13 protein-coding genes are annotated in these 15,674 nt (G+C 77.1%); 4 read left to right on the top strand and 9 right to left on the bottom strand.

All coding sequences use genetic code 11. From position 1 onward, the window contains the following. Positions 1-58 precede the first annotated feature (58 nt). Positions 59-1,087, bottom strand: a complete 1,029-nt coding sequence (locus ACFU74_RS19605; RefSeq protein WP_380758280.1) for an Acg family FMN-binding oxidoreductase — start codon at positions 1,085-1,087, stop codon at positions 59-61. Between the two features lie 170 nt (positions 1,088-1,257). On the opposite strand from ACFU74_RS19605, the gene ACFU74_RS19600 reads away from it, so the two are divergent. After that, on the top strand, positions 1,258-2,031 hold the full coding sequence (locus ACFU74_RS19600; protein ID WP_380758279.1) for a hypothetical protein: 774 nt from the start codon (positions 1,258-1,260) through the stop codon (positions 2,029-2,031). A gap of 16 nt (positions 2,032-2,047) precedes the next feature. On the opposite strand, the gene ACFU74_RS19595 is transcribed toward ACFU74_RS19600, so the two are convergent. After that, positions 2,048-2,932, bottom strand: a complete 885-nt coding sequence (locus ACFU74_RS19595; RefSeq protein ID WP_380758277.1) for a universal stress protein — start codon at positions 2,930-2,932, stop codon at positions 2,048-2,050. Positions 2,933-3,472: 540 nt separating this feature from the next. On the opposite strand from ACFU74_RS19595, the gene ACFU74_RS19590 reads away from it, so the two are divergent. Further along, positions 3,473-5,170 carry a GAF domain-containing protein gene (locus ACFU74_RS19590; protein WP_380758286.1) on the top strand — a complete coding sequence of 566 codons (1,698 nt, stop codon included), beginning with the start codon at positions 3,473-3,475 and terminating at the stop codon, positions 5,168-5,170. 83 nt (positions 5,171-5,253) lie between these two features. Here ACFU74_RS19590 and ACFU74_RS19585 read toward each other — a convergent pair whose 3' ends face one another. The 7 genes from ACFU74_RS19585 to ACFU74_RS19555 form a co-directional block, all read right to left on the bottom strand. Beyond that, the gene (locus ACFU74_RS19585; RefSeq protein ID WP_380758276.1) at positions 5,254-5,676 is read right to left on the bottom strand and encodes a pyridoxamine 5'-phosphate oxidase family protein; all 423 of its coding nucleotides are present in this window, start codon (positions 5,674-5,676) and stop codon (positions 5,254-5,256) included. A 177-nt stretch (positions 5,677-5,853) separates the two neighbouring features. After that, positions 5,854-6,588, bottom strand: a complete 735-nt coding sequence (locus tag ACFU74_RS19580; protein WP_380758274.1) for a response regulator — start codon at positions 6,586-6,588, stop codon at positions 5,854-5,856. Between the two features lie 241 nt (positions 6,589-6,829). After that, positions 6,830-7,150, bottom strand: a complete 321-nt coding sequence (locus tag ACFU74_RS19575; RefSeq protein ID WP_380758273.1) for a hypothetical protein — start codon at positions 7,148-7,150, stop codon at positions 6,830-6,832. Between the two features lie 112 nt (positions 7,151-7,262). Continuing rightward, positions 7,263-7,796 carry a hypothetical protein gene (locus ACFU74_RS19570; protein WP_380758272.1) on the bottom strand — a complete coding sequence of 178 codons (534 nt, stop codon included), beginning with the start codon at positions 7,794-7,796 and terminating at the stop codon, positions 7,263-7,265. Positions 7,797-7,904: 108 nt separating this feature from the next. Continuing rightward, the gene (gene ctaD, locus ACFU74_RS19565; protein ID WP_380758270.1) at positions 7,905-9,710 is read right to left on the bottom strand and encodes a cytochrome c oxidase subunit I; all 1,806 of its coding nucleotides are present in this window, start codon (positions 9,708-9,710) and stop codon (positions 7,905-7,907) included. Between the two features lie 376 nt (positions 9,711-10,086). Next, entirely contained in the window at positions 10,087-10,542 is a 456-nt protein-coding gene (locus ACFU74_RS19560; protein WP_380758283.1) for a pyridoxamine 5'-phosphate oxidase family protein, read from the bottom strand. A gap of 83 nt (positions 10,543-10,625) precedes the next feature. After that, positions 10,626-11,414, bottom strand: a complete 789-nt coding sequence (locus ACFU74_RS19555) for a sigma 54 modulation/S30EA ribosomal C-terminal domain-containing protein (RefSeq protein WP_380758269.1) — start codon at positions 11,412-11,414, stop codon at positions 10,626-10,628. A 208-nt stretch (positions 11,415-11,622) separates the two neighbouring features. Here ACFU74_RS19555 and ACFU74_RS19550 point away from each other — a divergent pair, with 208 nt between their 5' ends. Then, positions 11,623-12,267 carry a class I SAM-dependent methyltransferase gene (locus ACFU74_RS19550; protein WP_380758267.1) on the top strand — a complete coding sequence of 215 codons (645 nt, stop codon included), beginning with the start codon at positions 11,623-11,625 and terminating at the stop codon, positions 12,265-12,267. Between the two features lie 447 nt (positions 12,268-12,714). Continuing rightward, positions 12,715-15,576, top strand: a complete 2,862-nt coding sequence (locus ACFU74_RS19545; protein ID WP_380758264.1) for a type 2 lanthipeptide synthetase LanM family protein — start codon at positions 12,715-12,717, stop codon at positions 15,574-15,576. Positions 15,577-15,674: the final 98 nt, after the last annotated feature.

The following is a 15,674-nucleotide window of genomic DNA, read 5'->3' as shown; positions in this document are numbered from 1 at the left end:
CCCCCCCACCCCCCCCCGCCCCCCCGGCCGCCCGGCGGGCCCGCCCGGAGCGCCGTCCCTACGCCGTCGGCGGGTCGAGGACGTCCTCCACCGGCCGGCGCGGGGTGGCGGCACCGGGCGGACCGTAGCCCACCCGCAGCACCAGTTGGACGTGGCCTGGCCCCTCGGCGGGGTCGCGCAGGCGCCAGCGCAGGTCCGGCCACTCGACCGCCTGATGCCACACCGTCAGCCGCAGCCCGTGCACGGTGGCCAGCAGCCAGACCCGTTCCAGCGCCTGGCCGGTGCGCAGCCAGTCCGCCGGGCCGTCCCCGGCGGTCGCCAGCGTGCACAGCTGGGGCAGCGCCTCGAAGCGCTGGGACGGCTGCGGCGGCCCCTCGTGGTGCGGCGGGCGCCCGGCGAACTCGCGCATCGGCACCCGGGCGTCGTGGTCCTGCGGGCCGAGCGCGGCGTACGGCAGGCCGTCGCCGGCGGCGCCGCCGTCCGGCCGCAGCCAGGAGCGGGTCTCGGCCTGCCGGGCCGGGTCGTGGGCGATCCGGTCCTCGGCCTCGGCGGTGACCTCCAGCACCCGCCGCACCCCCGCCTCCTCCAGCACCGTGAGCGCCACGCCCTCGTCGTGCGCGGCCGCGATCAGCTCCGCCGCGACCGCCTCGGGGACGTCCCGGTTGGTGAAGGGCAGGCGGCTGGAGTGGCGCTCGGCGATCGCCGGGTAGAGGTCCCGGCCGAACGGCCCGTCGGCCGTGGCGCCGGCCGTGGCGCCGGCGCCCGCTGCGGCGGGGCCGGAGAGGTCGAGGACGGCCAGCAGACGCGGGTCGGCCGGGTCCGGCAGCAGCCGGACGGCGGCCGGACGGCCGAGCCGGGCGGCGGCGACCCGGAGGTTGAACAGCGCGGCGCCCGCCGCGATGTGCAGGGCGGCCCCACTGGCGTCCGCGAGCGGCACGGACCGGTCCGGGTCGGCCAGCACGCCGACACCGCCCCCGTCCGGGGTGGGCCGGAAGCGCCACGGCTGGCTGTTGTGCAGCGAGGGCGCCGCGCCGCCGGCGGCGGCGAGCAGGCGCAGGTCGGCCGGAGTGAGGGCTGACTGGGTCATGGTGATCCTCTCCTTGCCTCGGCGCTCCGGAGCCGGTCCCACGGCCGGCGCGGACACGAGTCCCGGTACTCCCGAGAGTGCGCCGGGCCGGGCGGCGGGGACAGGGTCCAACGGCCCGGATGCCACGGCCGGGCGGCCCGACCGCGCGGACCCCGGCGGATCGCAGCGGCGTGCGGCGGCCGCGCGGCTACTCTGCGGGCACGCCGTACGAACTCAACGCCGTCATCGGCGGTTTCGACCTGCTCAGGAGCCGGACCGCCGGGGCCGGGGAGGCGGTCGTCGCCCCGCTCCGGCAGCGCCTGGGGCTGGTGCCCGTCGCCGAGGGGCTGCTCGGGGCGCCGGCCGGCCCGCCCCCGTCCTTCGAGCGGACCTTGAGCGCCTGGTCCCGGGGCGGGCCGGTCGCCCACGTGGAGGCGGAGTTCCACGGCGGAGACGGCTACCAGGCCGCTGCCGTGTGGCGGTCCGGCGCGCGGGTGTGGGGCCCGGCCCGGACCCGGGACTTCACCGGACCGCGCGAGGACTGGCCGGTCAATGCCGCGCTCGCCCTGCTCGGGGTCGTGGCGAACGGCTCCGGGCGGGCGGACCACCACGACCTCTTCCTGGCGGCCGGGCTCGGCGGGGAGCAGGACATGGACGGCTGGCGGTCGGCCGGCCGGACCGCCCGGTGGGCGGCGACCTACGACGCGTGGCTGGCTGAGCAGGAGCGAACGGCGCGTGCCGCCGCGGAGGCCGAGCGGCGCCGCAGGCTCCCGGACGTCCCGGCGGCCCTGGACGGCAAGGCGATCATGGACCTGCTCGGTCTGCCGCCGGGTCCGCTGATCGGGGCGGCCACGCGCCATCTGCAGGACCTGCACCTCGAACGCGGCCCGCTCTCCCGGGAGGAGGCCGCGGCCCGGCTGCGGAGCTGGGCCGCGGCGCAGGGCGAGGAGCACCCGAGCCGGTGAGCGGGACCGCCCGGGGTCAGTCGTGCGGGACGACCGCCACCGGCGCCTGGGCGTGGTGCAGCACGGCGTGGGCGATGCGGCCCAGGCGGGGGCCGATGTCATGGGGGCGGCGCCGGCGGCCGACCACGACCAGGGCGGCGCCGGCGGAGTCCTCGACCAGGGTGCGGGCGGCGCCCAGACGGGCCTCCTCGACGACCTCGGTCTCCGGGTGGCGCCGGCGGTGGGCGGCGAGGGCGTCGGCCAGGGCCTTCTCCTCCACCGCCTGGAGCTGGGCCATCTCGGAGCCGGACGGCAGGAAGCCGACGACGGCGAAGGCGGGCGGCAGGTCCCAGCCGTGGACGGCGCGGACCCGGGCGCCGCGCAGGGCGGCCGCGCGGAAGGCGAAGTCGAGCACCGCGTCGTCGGGCGCGGCGGCGTCCACGCCGACCACCACCTCGGGAACCGCCCGCTCCTCGGCGGGGTCCCCGGCGGGGTCCTCGGCGGGGTCCGTCGGCCGGACGACCACCACGGGCGCGGCCGCGCGCCCGGCGACCGCCATGCTCACCGAGCCGAGGAGCAGCCCCGTGAAGCCACCCAGGCCGCGCGAGCCGAGGACCAGCAGGGCGGCGTCCCCGGCGGCGGCGACCAGGCCGTCCACGGCGGCGTCCAGCACCACGTCGGTTTCGACGGTCAGGCCGGGGTAGCGGGCCTGGACGTCCTCGGCCGCCCCGGTCAGCATCCGCTGGGCGGCGACCGGCAGGTCCTCGGGGTCGGCGAAGGAGGCACGGCCGTCGGTGAGCCACGGCCAGGCGTGCAGCAGCCGCAGCGGGGCCCCGCGCCGCAGCGCCTCCTCGGCGGCCCAGTGGGCGGCGGCGGTGCTCTCGGGCGATCCGTCGACTCCGGCCAGGACTGCGGGCGTCATGGGAGGTTCCTTCCGCTGCGAGGGCCGCCGCGCGGGGCGGGCCCTCCGGGGTGGCTGGTCCGGGTGGCCGGGGTGCGCTGACGCACCGTCGGCCCCTGTCCACCACCCTGGTCCCGGCCCGGCGCGCCCGCCAGAGGCCGCAGGGCCCTTCGGCCAGGGCCGTAGGTCCCGCGGGCGGTCCGTGGCAACGGCGCGAACGGCGTGCGAACGGCGTGCGTGTGGCCGATTGCACTCCGTCCGGCGCGTTCATGACCGACCCCGGCGTTCCACGCACATGCCTGCGGCACTAACGTGAATCCGACAATCCGACCGGTCGGCCGACCGCGGGCGGAGCCGGACCAGCAGCACGGGAACACGAGGAGGACGCCGGTGGGCGGCGCGGAGGAGACGCGGGCGGGCACCGGCGGGGACCAGGGCGGACGGACGGACGACGCCCCGCCGCCCGGCTGTCCGGCGCACGCGGGAGCGGCACGCCCGGGAACCGCGCCGGCCCGCACCGCGGTCGCGGCCCCGCCCGCGTCCGCCGTAGGCGGCCAGCGGATACCGCAGCTGCGCCTGGACGAGCTGCTGGAGGAGCTCCAGTGGCGGATCGACGCGGCGCGCGGCACCCGGGACCGGGTGCACAGCCTGCTGGAGGCGGTGCTCGCGGTCGGCCGCGAGCTGGACCTCTCCCAGGCGCTGCACCGCATCGTCGAGGCCGCCGCCGACCTGGTCGACGCCCGCTACGCGGCGCTCGGCGTGATCGGCGCCGACGGCTACACGCTCTCGCAGTTCCTGACCGTCGGCCTCACCCAGGAGGAGATCGACGCCATCGGCCCGCCGCCGACCGGCCAGGGCATCCTCGGCGAGCTGATCCGCGACCCGCAGCCGCTGCGCTGCCCGGTGCTCTCCGAGCACCCGGCCTCGGTGGGCTTCCCGGCGAACCACCCTCCGATGCACACCTTCCTCGGGGTGCCGGTGCGGGTGCGCGGCGAGGTGTTCGGCAACCTCTACCTGACCGACAAGCGCGGCGGCCTGGACTTCGACGCGGACGACGAGGCGGTGATCTCGACGCTGGCGGTGGCCGCCGGGGTGGCGATCGACAACGCCCGGCTCTACGAGGAGGCGCAGCGCCAGCAGCGCTGGCTGCGGGCGAGCGCCGAGATCACCCGCAGCCTGCTGTCGGGCGCGCCCCGCCTGGAGGTCGTGGAGCTGATCGCGCACCGGGCCCGGGAGATCGCGGGCGCCGAGCTGGCCGACGTCTCGGTGGCGCTGGCCGACCCGGGCGAGCGGGCGGCCGAGCTGACCGTGGAGGTCGCGCTCGGCGGGCGGTCCGAGGCCCGGATCGGGGTGACGGTGCCGGTGGACGGCACGCTGTCCGGCGCCGCGTACGCCTCGGGTTCGCCGGCGACCAGTGACGAGCTGGACCAGGACGACCGGTTCCCGGCCGGGCCGCCCGGGCGGTTCACCGGGCTGGGGCCGGCCGTGGCGGTGCCGCTGGGCACCGGCGAGGGGTTCGGGCGCGGTGTGCTGCTGCTGGCCCGGGAGAGCGGGCGGCCGCCGTTCACGGCCGAGGAGACGGGCCCGCTGCTGGGCTTCGCCGACCAGGCCGCACTCGCCCTGGAGCTGGCCGAACGCCGCCGGGACGCCGAGCAGTTGACCCTTCTGGAGGACCGCGACCGGATCGCCAGGGACCTGCACGACCTGGCCATCCAGCGGCTGTTCGCGACCGGGATGACGCTGCAGAGCGCGGGCCGGCTGATCGAGAGCCAGAGCGCGGCCGACCGGGTGAGCCGGGCGGTCGCGGACCTGGACGAGACCATCAAGATCATCCGTTCGACCATCTTCGGGCTGCGCGCCCACAGCGAGCCGGACCGCGGGCTGCGGGCCCGCGCCACCCGCGCCGTCGGCGAGGCGCAGGCCACGCTCGGCTTCGCGCCGCGGCTCAGCATGGAGGGCCTGCTGGACACCGATGTGCCGCAGGAGCTGGCCGAGCACGTGATGGCCGTGCTCGGCGAGGCACTCAGCAACGCCGCCCGGCACGCCCGCGCCAACCGCGTGGAGGTGGCCCTGCGCGCGGCCGGCGGGGCGGTGACGCTCACCGTGACCGACGACGGCGTGGGCGTCCCCGCCGGCGGCCGCCGCAGCGGCCTGCGCAACCTCGCCGAGCGCGCCGAGCGGGCGGGCGGCACCTTCGAGCTGCTCCCGGCCGACGGCGGCGGCACCCGCCTGGTCTGGCAGGCCCCGCTGGGCGTCTGACCGCCGCACCGGCCCGGCCCCGACCGGGCCCGCCCCGCCCGCCCCGCCCGGCCCAGCGCCGCCGACAGCGCTGGGCCGGGGCCTCAGGGCAGGTCGGGCGTCAGATGGCGGCCGACGACCAGCTCGGGGGCGATCCGGATCTCCGCACGGTCCTCGGGGAGCGGGGAGGTCCGGCGGACCTCGGCGCGGCCGAGGACGGTGACGCACCAGCCGGTGCCGTCGGTGCCGTCCACCTCGTCGGCCTCGAAGGCGATCACCGCGCCGTCCACGGCGCGCGCCAGCTCCGAGCCGGGCGTCGTGGAGAGCAGGACACCGCCGAGGGCGTCCAGCCGGAAGCGGACCGGGAGGACGGCGGGCAGGGCACCGACGGTGTAGACCACCCGTCCCACCCCGGTGCGGCCCAGCAGCTCCAGGGCCCTGGTCTCGTCGAGTTCCCGCGGGTGGCGGGGCAGCGGCCGGACCCGTGGCTCGACCTGCACGGGCGCGGCTTCAGGATCGGCGTTCATGGCACCGATCGTCGCCCGCCGGGCCGGGACGGGGCGAGGGCCGATGGTCCCGCCGAGGGTCCCACCCGGCCTACGGCGAACGTCCCGGTGCCGCAGGGGGGATGAGGGTGCGGACGGCGAACGGCCCCGGTCACCGCAGGCGGGCGGGCGGCCGGGGCCGGGCAGGGGGCGGCGGTGTCAGCCGCGGGGGCCGTGGCCGAGGACGCGCGGGTGGTGCGAGGACCGGTCGGCGGCGGCCGACTGGCGAAGCTCGGTGGCGATCAGCGCCGCCTGCACCCGCCGCTCGACGCCGAGCTTGGCGAGCAGCCGGGAGACGTGGTTCTTGACCGTCTTCTCGGCGAGGAAGAGCCGTTCGCCGATCTGCCGGTTGGTCAGCCCCTCGCCGATCAGCGCGAGCACCTCCTGCTCGCGCGCGGTCAGCTCCGGACCGCCGGCGGACGGCTGCGCGGGCTCGGCCTCGCTGCGCAGGCGGTTGAGCAGGCGGGTGGCGGCGCCGGGGTCGAGCATCGAGCGGCCGGAGGCGACCGTCCGTACGGCGGCGATCAGGTCGGTGCCGCTGATCTGCTTGAGGACGTAGCCGGCGGCGCCCGCCATCACGGCGTCGAGCAGCGCCTCCTCGTCGTCGAAGGAGGTGAGCATCAGGCAGGCGAGGTCGGGCATCCGGGAGCGCAGCTCGCGGCAGACGGCCACGCCGTCGCCGTCGCCGAGGCGCACGTCCAGGACGGCGACGTCCGGGCGCAGCGCCGGGATGCGGACCAGGGCCTGCTCGGCGGTGCCGGCCTCGCCGACCACCTCCAGGTCGGGCTCGCCGTCCAGCAGGTCGTGCACGCCGCGGCGCACCACCTCGTGGTCGTCCAGCAGGAACACCCTGACCGGTGCCGGCGTCTCGGTCCCGGTCGTCTCGCTCGCCATGTCGCGGCTCCACCCTCTCCGTGCCCGGCACACCACACACCGGGTCCATCGCATCATGCCCCACCACCCCCGCCGTGCCCAGGGCCGAACGACCCCATTCCGGCCAGGCCCGCGCGGGAGCGCCACTCCCCCGGGAGGGAGGTGAGCACCCGCTCGACCGCGCCGAAGTCCGGTGCACTGTCGAGCGGGTGGGAGCAGGTGCGCGACCAGGTGATCGGCCCGCCCCGTACCCGGGCGAACATCACCGCGTCGAGGGCGACGCGCTTTCCGGTGGCCAGGGCCTCGCCGTGCAGGCGGTACTCGGCGGCGGCCGGCTCGGGGGCGTCGGCGCCGTGCGGAGGACCCGGTCCACGGCGTCGAAGCGCCGCATCGCCGCGCCGCGCCGCAGGTGCCCGGTGAAGGCCTCGCGGCCGGGCCGATGCGGAGGCGCCCCGGGCAGCAGGTAGGGCGGTTCGAGGACGGCGTCGGTGGTGACCAGGTCGGCCCCCGCCTCGTCGGGGCCCTTGCCCATGAGCTGGACGAACTGCCGGAGCACTTCGCTCGGCGCGGCGGTGGCGGTCATCGGACGCTCCTCTCGGCGGGACGGAGCGGCGGCGCCCCGGTCGCCCGATTGACATCCGGCCCGGCCACGGTGCAGCAAGCCCACAGCCGCAACTTCTTGACGCTTCGTCAGGTCATCCGCGGCGGCGGCGGGCGTTGCCGAGACCGATGAGCAGGAAGGCGGTGGAGACCGCGACGGCGCTCCCCGCGGCGGTGGCCAGGCGCGGGGCGAGCGGTCCGCCGCCGGAGAGCAGGATGGAGGCGGCGCCGAGCGAGGCGATCGCCAGGCCGACGAGCAGCCAGCCGGACAGCGCCCGCGGCGAGGGGCGCACCGGCACGGGCGCGGGGCCCGGGTCGATCAGGGCCCAGCGCACGGCCTGCTCGCGCCGCTCGGTCCGGCTCTGGAGGTGGGCGCGGACCCGCAGCAGGACGCCGGCGACCAGGCCGGCGAGCGCGATCTCGGCGGCGGGCTGCCAGGCGGGGACGGCCAGCAGCAGGCCGCCGGCCAGGGCCAGGCAGGCCCACCAGGTCACGCAGGCGGCCGCGGCGGTGCGGGACGAGCGGGGACGGTCCTCGCCGGCCTGGAGGTCGGCGATGGCGGGCAGGTACCAGACGCAGCCGGACGCGGTGATCGCGGCGGTGCCGATGGCCAGGACGATGTGGGACATGGTGCCGTGCACTCCTCAAGCCTCGGGCGGTTCGGAGGGGGGCCGCTCCCGCCCGGGGGCTGCGCGCGGGCGGGAGCGGCGTTCTGGGGTCTGGGCCGTCAGGGCCCGTCAGCCGTCGTCGCCGGTGCGGCCGGACGCGGTGCCGCCGCCGAGCGCGCGGGCGCGGCGCGGCGCGGGCTCGTCGTACGCGGCGGGGACGACCCCGGCCAGGTGCTTGGCGGGCACGCCGTTGTGGTCCAGGTAGTCGCGGGCGGCGATCTCCGGGTGGTGGAGGTCGAACGCCGGCGATTCGGTGCGGATCCGGGGCAGCGAGGTGAAGTTGTGCCGCGGCGGCGGGCAGGAGGTGGCCCACTCCAGGGAGCGGCCCCAGCCCCACGGGTCGTCGACGGTGACCTTCTCGCCGTACTTGGCGGTCTTCCAGACGTTGTAGAGGAACGGCAGGAGCGACAGGCCCAGCAGGAAGGAGCCGATGGTGGACACCGTGTTGAGCGTGGTGAAGCCGTCCGCGGCCAGGTAGTCGGCGTAGCGGCGGGGCATGCCCTCGGCGCCGAGCCAGTGCTGGACGAGGAAGGTGGTGTGGAAGCCGATGGTCAGCGTCCAGAAGCAGATCCGGCCGAGCCGCTCGTCGAGCATCTTGCCGGTCATCTTGGGCCACCAGAAGTGGAAGCCGGCGAACATCGCGTAGACCACGGTGCCGAACAGCGTGTAGTGGAAGTGCGCGACGACGAAGTAGGAGTCCGAGACGTGGAAGTCGATCGGCGGGGCCGCGAGCAGCACGCCCGTCAGGCCGCCGAACAGGAAGGTGACCAGGAAGCCGACGGTCCACAGCATCGGCGTCTCGAAGCTCAGTGAGCCCTTCCACATGGTGCCGACCCAGTTGAAGAACTTCACGCCGGTGGGCACCGCGATCAGGAAGGTCATGAACGAGAAGAACGGCAGCAGCACTTGTCCGGTGACGTACATGTGGTGCGCCCACACCGTGACCGAGAGGCCGGCGATGGCGACGGTCGCGGCGATCAGGCCGCCGTAGCCGAACATCGGCTTGCGGCTGAAGACCGGGATGACCTCGGAGACGATGCCGAAGAACGGCAGCGCCAGGATGTACACCTCGGGATGGCCGAAGAACCAGAACAGGTGCTGCCAGAGCATGGCACCGCCGGAGGACGGGTCGAAGACGTGCGAGCCGAACTTTCGGTCGCACTCCAGGGCCAGCAGCGCGGCGGCCAGCACCGGGAAGACCAGCAGCACCAGGACCGAGGTGAGCAGCACGTTCCAGCAGAAGATGGACATCCGGAACATGGTCATGCCCGGGGCCCGCATGCAGATGATCGTGGTGATGAAGTTGACCGCGCCGAGGATGGAGCCGAAGCCGGAGAGCGCAACGCCCATGATCCACATGTCGGCGCCGACGCCGGGCGAGTGGATGGCGTCGGACAGCGGCGCGTAGAGGAACCAGCCGAAGTCCGCGGCGCCCTGCGGGGTGGCGAAGCCGGCGGCCGCGATCAGCGAGCCGAACATGAACAGCCAGTAGGCCAGCATGTTCAGGCGCGGGAAGGCGACGTCGGGTGCGCCGATCTGCAGCGGCATGATCCAGTTGGCGAACCCGGTGAACAGCGGCATGGCGAAGAGCAGCAGCATCACCGAGCCGTGCATGGTGAAGGCCTGGTTGAACTGCTCGTTGGAGAGGATCTGCGTCCCCGGCCGGGCGAGCTCGGCGCGCATGACCAGGGCGAGGATGCCGCCGATCAGGAAGAACCCGAACGACGACACCAGGTACATGGTGCCGATCGTCTTGTGGTCGGTGGTCGTCAGCAGCCGGACCAGGGACGAGCCGGGTCGTTTGACCCGCGCCTGTCCCGGTCGGGCGGCGGACGGCGGCAGCGCGCTGTCGCCCTGTGCCTCGATGGCGCTCAAGGACGCACTCCTTCGAAAACTTCTGCGGATGGATGGCGATCCATGATCGGAACGCACCACCCGTGCGCCCTAGGGCCGTTGGACCCAGCGGGCCGGGGCCGGTGGGCCTCGGATCGGGGCCCCCTACCGGGACCACTGTCCGCCCGGCCGCCCGCACCGGTCCGACGCCCGCGGGTACGACGAAAGACCGGCGCGGCCAGGAGAGTTGACGTTCTCCCGGCCGCGCCGGCGGGGGCGCGGAAGCACTCTTCCGCGCCGGGGTCCCGGTGCGCCGGACGCCCGTTCCGGGAGGGGGGCGTCCGGGTGCCGGGACCCGGGTCGGGGCCCGCGCGGGGCGGGTTCGCGGGCCCGTGGTCCAGAGGGCGGCAGCCCCGGGTCAGGAGGCGGCGGCCGTGCCCGCGATCAGCCGGTAGCCGGCCACCAGGTCGGGCTGGATGGCCACCGTGTGGTCCATCGAGGCGTTCACCCAGGGGCTCAACAGGGCGCGGTAGCGGTCCAGTAGGGCGGGGTCGGTGACCGGCCGGGCGAAGCCGGTGACCACCACGCTCCAGCCGAGCCGGGTGACCGGGTCGATCGCGTCGGCCTCGTAGGCGACCACCACTCCGGTCTCCTCGCTGCCCGCCGTGACCGCGGTCAGCGCGGCGCCGTCGTGGGTCCGGATCACGATGGTGTCGTCCACCAGGAGGTGGTTGACCGGGCGGATCGCGGGCAGCGCCCGCACCGTGAACACGATCCGGCCGAACGGCGCGCCGGCCAGCAGCCGCAGCGCCTCGGCCCGTTCGAGCGGCACCAGTTCGCGCGGCGGCGCGTCGGCGGGCGGCCTGGTCCGCACCACCGCCCCGGGGCGGCCGGCCGGCGGCTCGGAACCTGCGGAGCGGCGCCGCGCGCGCAGCCGGCGGCGGCCGGACCCGCCGCTCACGAGGCGGCCGCGATCAGGCCGAGGCCGCCGTCGAAGCGCCGGTAGAGCACCCGGCCGCGTCCCGAACCGGGCTGGGCGAAGAACAGGTAGGGAAGTTCGGCGGCGGTCAGCCGGACGACCGCCTGATCCTCAGTCAATTCCGGTGCACCACAGGGGCTGAGGGTCATCGCAACGGCCGGGCGGGTGGGTGGTCCGGCGGCCACGGTGCGGGCCAGCCGGTAGCCGGTCGGGCCGACCCGGTAGACCACCGCGTCGGTCTCGGTGGCCGGGTCGGTGAACAGGTGGATGTCGTAGTCCATCGCGTCCATGGTGCGGGCGGCGGCGTCCGGCGAGCACCAGACCAGCTGGGCCCGCTTGCGCCGGACGATGCGCTGCGGCCGGGCCGGGTACGGAAGTCCGGGGCGCGCCGCGGCGGCCTCGGCGAGGGCGGCCGGCGCCTCGGGCCCGGCGTCCGTCAGCAGCGCGCGGGTGCGGGGCCGGCGCGGCCACGGGCGGGGCGTCCAGCCCGAGGTGACGGCGGCCATCCGGGCGCGCAGCCCCTCGCTGAGCCGGTCCAGCGCCTCGCCGAGGTCGGCGGCGGCCTCCTGGACTCGGATCCGCCGGCCGTCCACCTCGGCGTTGACCTGGGTCAGCACGCCCGCCGCACCGATCGTGCCGACCCGCACCCGCAGCGACTCCACCAGGGCGTCCGCTCCGCCTACCACGGCGGCGACCCGGGCTCTCGCATCGGCCGCGAAGCCCCGCGAAATCCCCTCGCACACCCGCACCGTGACCAACTCGCCCACCTCAGGCCTCTTCCCGTTCCGCCGCACTCCGGTCGTTCCGCGCCGACCCGCCCCCGGCGGCCCCGCACTGCGGCGCGGCGATCACCATCCCTCCCCGGCAGCACGCTCACAAGGGCCGAACGGCCCCATCGGCCCGCGCCCACCGGCCCCTTCGCCCCCGGAACACCCCGGCCGCGCGGCACCCGTTCGCGCGTGTCATCATCGGCCCATGTCGGTCCCAGACAACCAGTCCACGTACTGGAACTCCACCGGAACCACCAAGACCTTCGGCCACCCCCTGCACACCGCCTGGACCACACGCCTCGCCCGGGACGCCGCGCTGCTCGACCACGGCTGCGGCTACGGGCGGCTGGCGGGCGAGCTCGCAGCGCTCGGCTTCACCGGCGTCGAGGGCGTGGACGTGTCGCCCGAGCTGGTCGCCCGGGCCCGCAGCGAGCAGCCGGCCGCCCGGTTCACCGTGCTGGCCGACCCGCCCCGGCTGGAACGGCCGGACGGCGCCTACGACGCGGCCTTCCTGTTCGCCGTGCTCACCTGCGTCCCGGACGACGCGGCGCAGCAGGCGCTGGTCGCCGAACTCCACCGGGTGCTGCGCCCGGGCGGCCTGCTCCAGGTCAGCGACTACCTGCTCCAGCCGGACGAGCGCAACCAGGAGCGCTACCGGCGGCACGAGGAGCGCTACGGCCGCTTCGGGGTGTTCGAGACCAGTGACGGCGCGGTCTGCCGCCACCACACCCGGGAGCGGCTGGACGAGCTGTTCGCCGCGTTCGAGCCGCTCGACGAGCGTGAGCTCGCGGTGCTCACCATGAACGGCCGGCCGGCGGTGGCGACCCAGCTGCTGCTCGCCCGGAGGTAGCCCGCAGGGGTGGGGCCGCCCCCGCCGATGGGCGGGGGCGCGGCGGATCGTGCGGGCCGCGCGTCGGAAAGATGGGGGCCGCTCCCCCATGCCCCGACGGCCACCCCGGCGACAGGATCAGCAGCGAGGGCAGCGCCTTCGACGGCAGCGCGGCCCTCTCCCGGCATCGGAGGTGCGGTGGTGGCAGAGGTGGACGCCGTGCGCAGCACGCGCCTCGACGGGGGCGCAGGACCGGATCAGGGCCCGGTCGCGGCGGCGGTCCCCTCGGCCACACCGTTCCCGCACACTCCGATGCCCGGCGACTTTCCCGCCCGGACTCCCCGCTCCCACCCCGGTCGCCTCCGGTCCCCCCGTGCCGGTGGTCCCCCGTGGTGGGAGCGGGGCCTCACCCCGGGCCGGCCCTTCCCGGCCGCCCGCCCGGACTGGGCCGCCTTCACCGAGGCCGCCGTGGCCGCCGCCCCGGTGCGTCCGGTGGTGCCGCGCGCCGCCTACCCCGGCCTGAGCGGCTTCGAGCTGGTCCTGCAGCCCTTCGCCGACCGGGCGCAGGTGCGGCTGCTGACCTCGCTCTCCCCCGCCGTGCGCGCCGCCGACCAGCTGGGCCGGATCGACCTGGCCGCCCTGCGCGCCGAGTTCACCGCGCGGCTGACCGAACGGCTGGCCAGGACCGCCGCGCGCACCCTCGTCCTGGAGCTCCACACGGCCCGCGGCGCCGGGCGGCTGGCCGGCGGCACCCCGCAGGAGCGGTTCCGCTCGTTCCTCGCGCTCACCGCCCGCCGGGAGGGCCTGGCGGCGCTGCTGCGCGAGTACCCGGTGCTGGCCCGGCTGCTCGCCCGCGCCTGCCTGGACGCCGCCGACGCCCACGCCGAACTGCTCGACCGGTTCACCGCCGACCGGGCCCTGCTGGTCGCCGGGCTGCTGCGCGGCCGCGACCCCGGCGCGCTGATCTCCGTCACCGGCACGGGCGACCGGCACCGGCGCGGGCGGGCCGTCTGCGTCCTGCACTTCGCCAACGGCGCCGCCGTCGTCCACCGGCCCCGGCCGCCCGCCGCGCACCGGCACTTCAACGCGCTGCTCGGCTGGTACAGCGGGCGCCCCGGGGTGCCCCGGCTGCACGCGCTCGGCCTGCTCGACCGGGGCTCGCACGGCTGGACCGAGTACGCCGAGTCCCGCCCCTGCCTGACCCGCTACGACGTCGAGCGCTTCTACCGGCGCCAGGGCGCGCTGCTCGCCCTGCTGCACGTGCTGGACGGCACCGACCTGCACTTCGAGAACCTGGTCGCCTGCGGGGACCAGCCGGTGCTGGTGGACGTCGAGACGCTGTTCCACCCCCCGGCCGGCGGCCCCCTGCCCGACGGGGACCCGGCCGCCCACGCGCTCGCCGAATCCGTCCACCGGGTCGGCCTGCTGCCGCAGTTGCTGATCGGCGACGACGGCGCGGTGGACGTCTCCGGCATCGGCGGGGGCTGCCCCGGGCGGCGCCCGTCCCCCGTCGACGGCGTGGACTGGGCGGCGGCCGGCACCGACGAGATGCGCCTGGTGCGCCGCCCCCGCCCGTTCGCCGAGGCGCACAACCGGCCCCGGCTGGGCGGCGCGACCGTCGAACCCGCCGAGCACACCGAGGAACTGGTGGCGGGCTTCCGCGCCGGGTACGCCGCGCTCTGCGACGGCCGGGGCGAACTCGTCGGCCCGCGCGGCCTGCTGCGCTCCTTCGCCGACGCCGAGGTTCGGGTCGTGCCGCGCGCCACCCGGGTCTACGCCCGGCTGCTCGACGAGTCCACCCACCCGGACGTGCTGCGCGAGGCGGGCGCCCGGCAGGCCGTGCTCGACCTGCTGCGCACCGACGCGGTGGACGACCCCGGTCGCCCCGGGCTGGCCGACCACGAGGTCGCCGACCTGTGGAGCGGCGACGTCCCGTTGTTCACCGCCCGCCCCGGCTCGCGCGACCTGTGGGCCCCGGACGGCCGCCGGCTGCCCGGTGAGCTGGTCGAGACGGGGCTGGCCCGGGCCGAGGCCAAGCTCACCGCGCTCGGCGCCGTCGACCGCAAGGACCAGGAGTGGATCGTCCGCGCGGCCATGGCCGGCGCCGCCGGCACCCCCGCCCACCGGCCGGGCCGCCCGGTGCCGGAGAACGTCTGGGCCACCGCCCCCGAGCCCGAACAGCTGCTGGCCGCCGCCCGCGGCCTCGGCGACCAGCTCGTGGCGGCCGCCTACCAGGGCCGCTCGCGCACCAACTGGCTCGGGCTGGAACTGCTCGCCGACCGCTACTGGCGGGTGCGCCCGCTCGGCGCGGACCTCGCCGGCGGCTACACCGGCACCGCGCTGTTCCTCGCCCAGCTCGCCGCGCTCACCGGGACCGACCGCTACGCCGAGGTGGCCCGCCGGGCCGTCGCACCCGTACCCGGACTGCTCGACGCGCTGGCCGCCCACCCCGACCACCCGGCCGCCGTCGGCTCCGGCGCCTTCGCCGGCCTCGGCGGCATCGCCTACGCGCTGGCCGAACTCGCCCGGCTGCTCGACGATCCGCCGCTCTCCGGGTGGATCGGCCCCGCGGTCGCGCTCACGGCGGCCGCCGCCGAACGCGAGGAGGACCCCGGCGTGCACAGCGGCACCGCCGGCGGGCTCGCCGCACTGCTCGCCGTGCACGCGGCGGGCACGGCGGACCCGCTGACCGGGGACGCCGCGCTGGCCGCCGCCGCCCGCTGCGCCGCGCTGCTCACCACCCGCCCCGCTCCCGCCGCGGCCGGGTTCGCGCACGGCTCGGCCGGGACCGGCTGGGCCCTGCTGCGCTTCGCCGAGGCCGTCGGCGAGCCCCCCGAGGGCCCGCACCACCGGGCCGGCCTGGCCGCCCTGCACGCCGCCACCGCCGTCCGCTCCCGCGAGGGCTCCTGGTGCCGGGGCCGGCCCGGGGTCGCGCTCGCCGTGGTGGACAGCCCGCTCGCGCTCGCCGACCGCGGCCTCGCCGACTGGGCCCAGCGCGCCGTGCGCAACACCGCCCGCGCCGCCCCGCTCGGCGACCACAGCCTCTGCCACGGCGAGCTGGGCGTGCTCGAACTGCTCGGCCGGCACGGCCCCGCCGCCGGCCGCACCCCGTGGGTGCGCCGGGCCGGGGCGCTGCTGGCCGCCGTCGACCAGGACGGGCCCCGCTCGGGCACCCCCGACCACGTCCCCCATCCCGGGCTGCTCACCGGCCTGGCCGGGATCGGCCACGGGCTGCTGCGCCTCGGCTTCCCCGACCAGGTGCCGCCCGCACTGCTGCTGCGCCAGAGAGTGCCGGCGGCGTGCCGCTCCGCGCCGGCCGCGTCCGGCTGACCGCTCCCCGGCCCCCGCACCCCCACGCGCGGGGGCCCGCCCGCCTGCGCGCACACGCGGCCCGCCCCCCCCCGCCCCGGCCCGCCGCCCCGCCCCGC

It is taken from the genome of Kitasatospora sp. NPDC057500, from assembly GCF_042802195.1.
GTDB lineage: Bacteria > Actinomycetota > Actinomycetes > Streptomycetales > Streptomycetaceae > Kitasatospora.
This window is presented reverse-complemented; position numbering and strand designations above follow the sequence as displayed.

Coding starts and splice junctions, on each gene's coding strand:
- ACFU74_RS19605 (WP_380758280.1), bottom strand. CDS start 1,087: ATGACCCAGTCAGCCCTCACTCCGGCCGACCTGCGCCTGCTCGCCGCC.
- ACFU74_RS19595 (WP_380758277.1), bottom strand. CDS start 2,932: ATGACGCCCGCAGTCCTGGCCGGAGTCGACGGATCGCCCGAGAGCACC.
- ACFU74_RS19585 (WP_380758276.1), bottom strand. CDS start 5,676: ATGAACGCCGATCCTGAAGCCGCGCCCGTGCAGGTCGAGCCACGGGTC.
- ACFU74_RS19580 (WP_380758274.1), bottom strand. CDS start 6,588: ATGGCGAGCGAGACGACCGGGACCGAGACGCCGGCACCGGTCAGGGTG.
- ACFU74_RS19575 (WP_380758273.1), bottom strand. CDS start 7,150: ATGACCGCCACCGCCGCGCCGAGCGAAGTGCTCCGGCAGTTCGTCCAG.
- ACFU74_RS19570 (WP_380758272.1), bottom strand. CDS start 7,796: ATGTCCCACATCGTCCTGGCCATCGGCACCGCCGCGATCACCGCGTCC.
- ACFU74_RS19550 (WP_380758267.1), top strand. CDS start 11,623: ATGTCGGTCCCAGACAACCAGTCCACGTACTGGAACTCCACCGGAACC.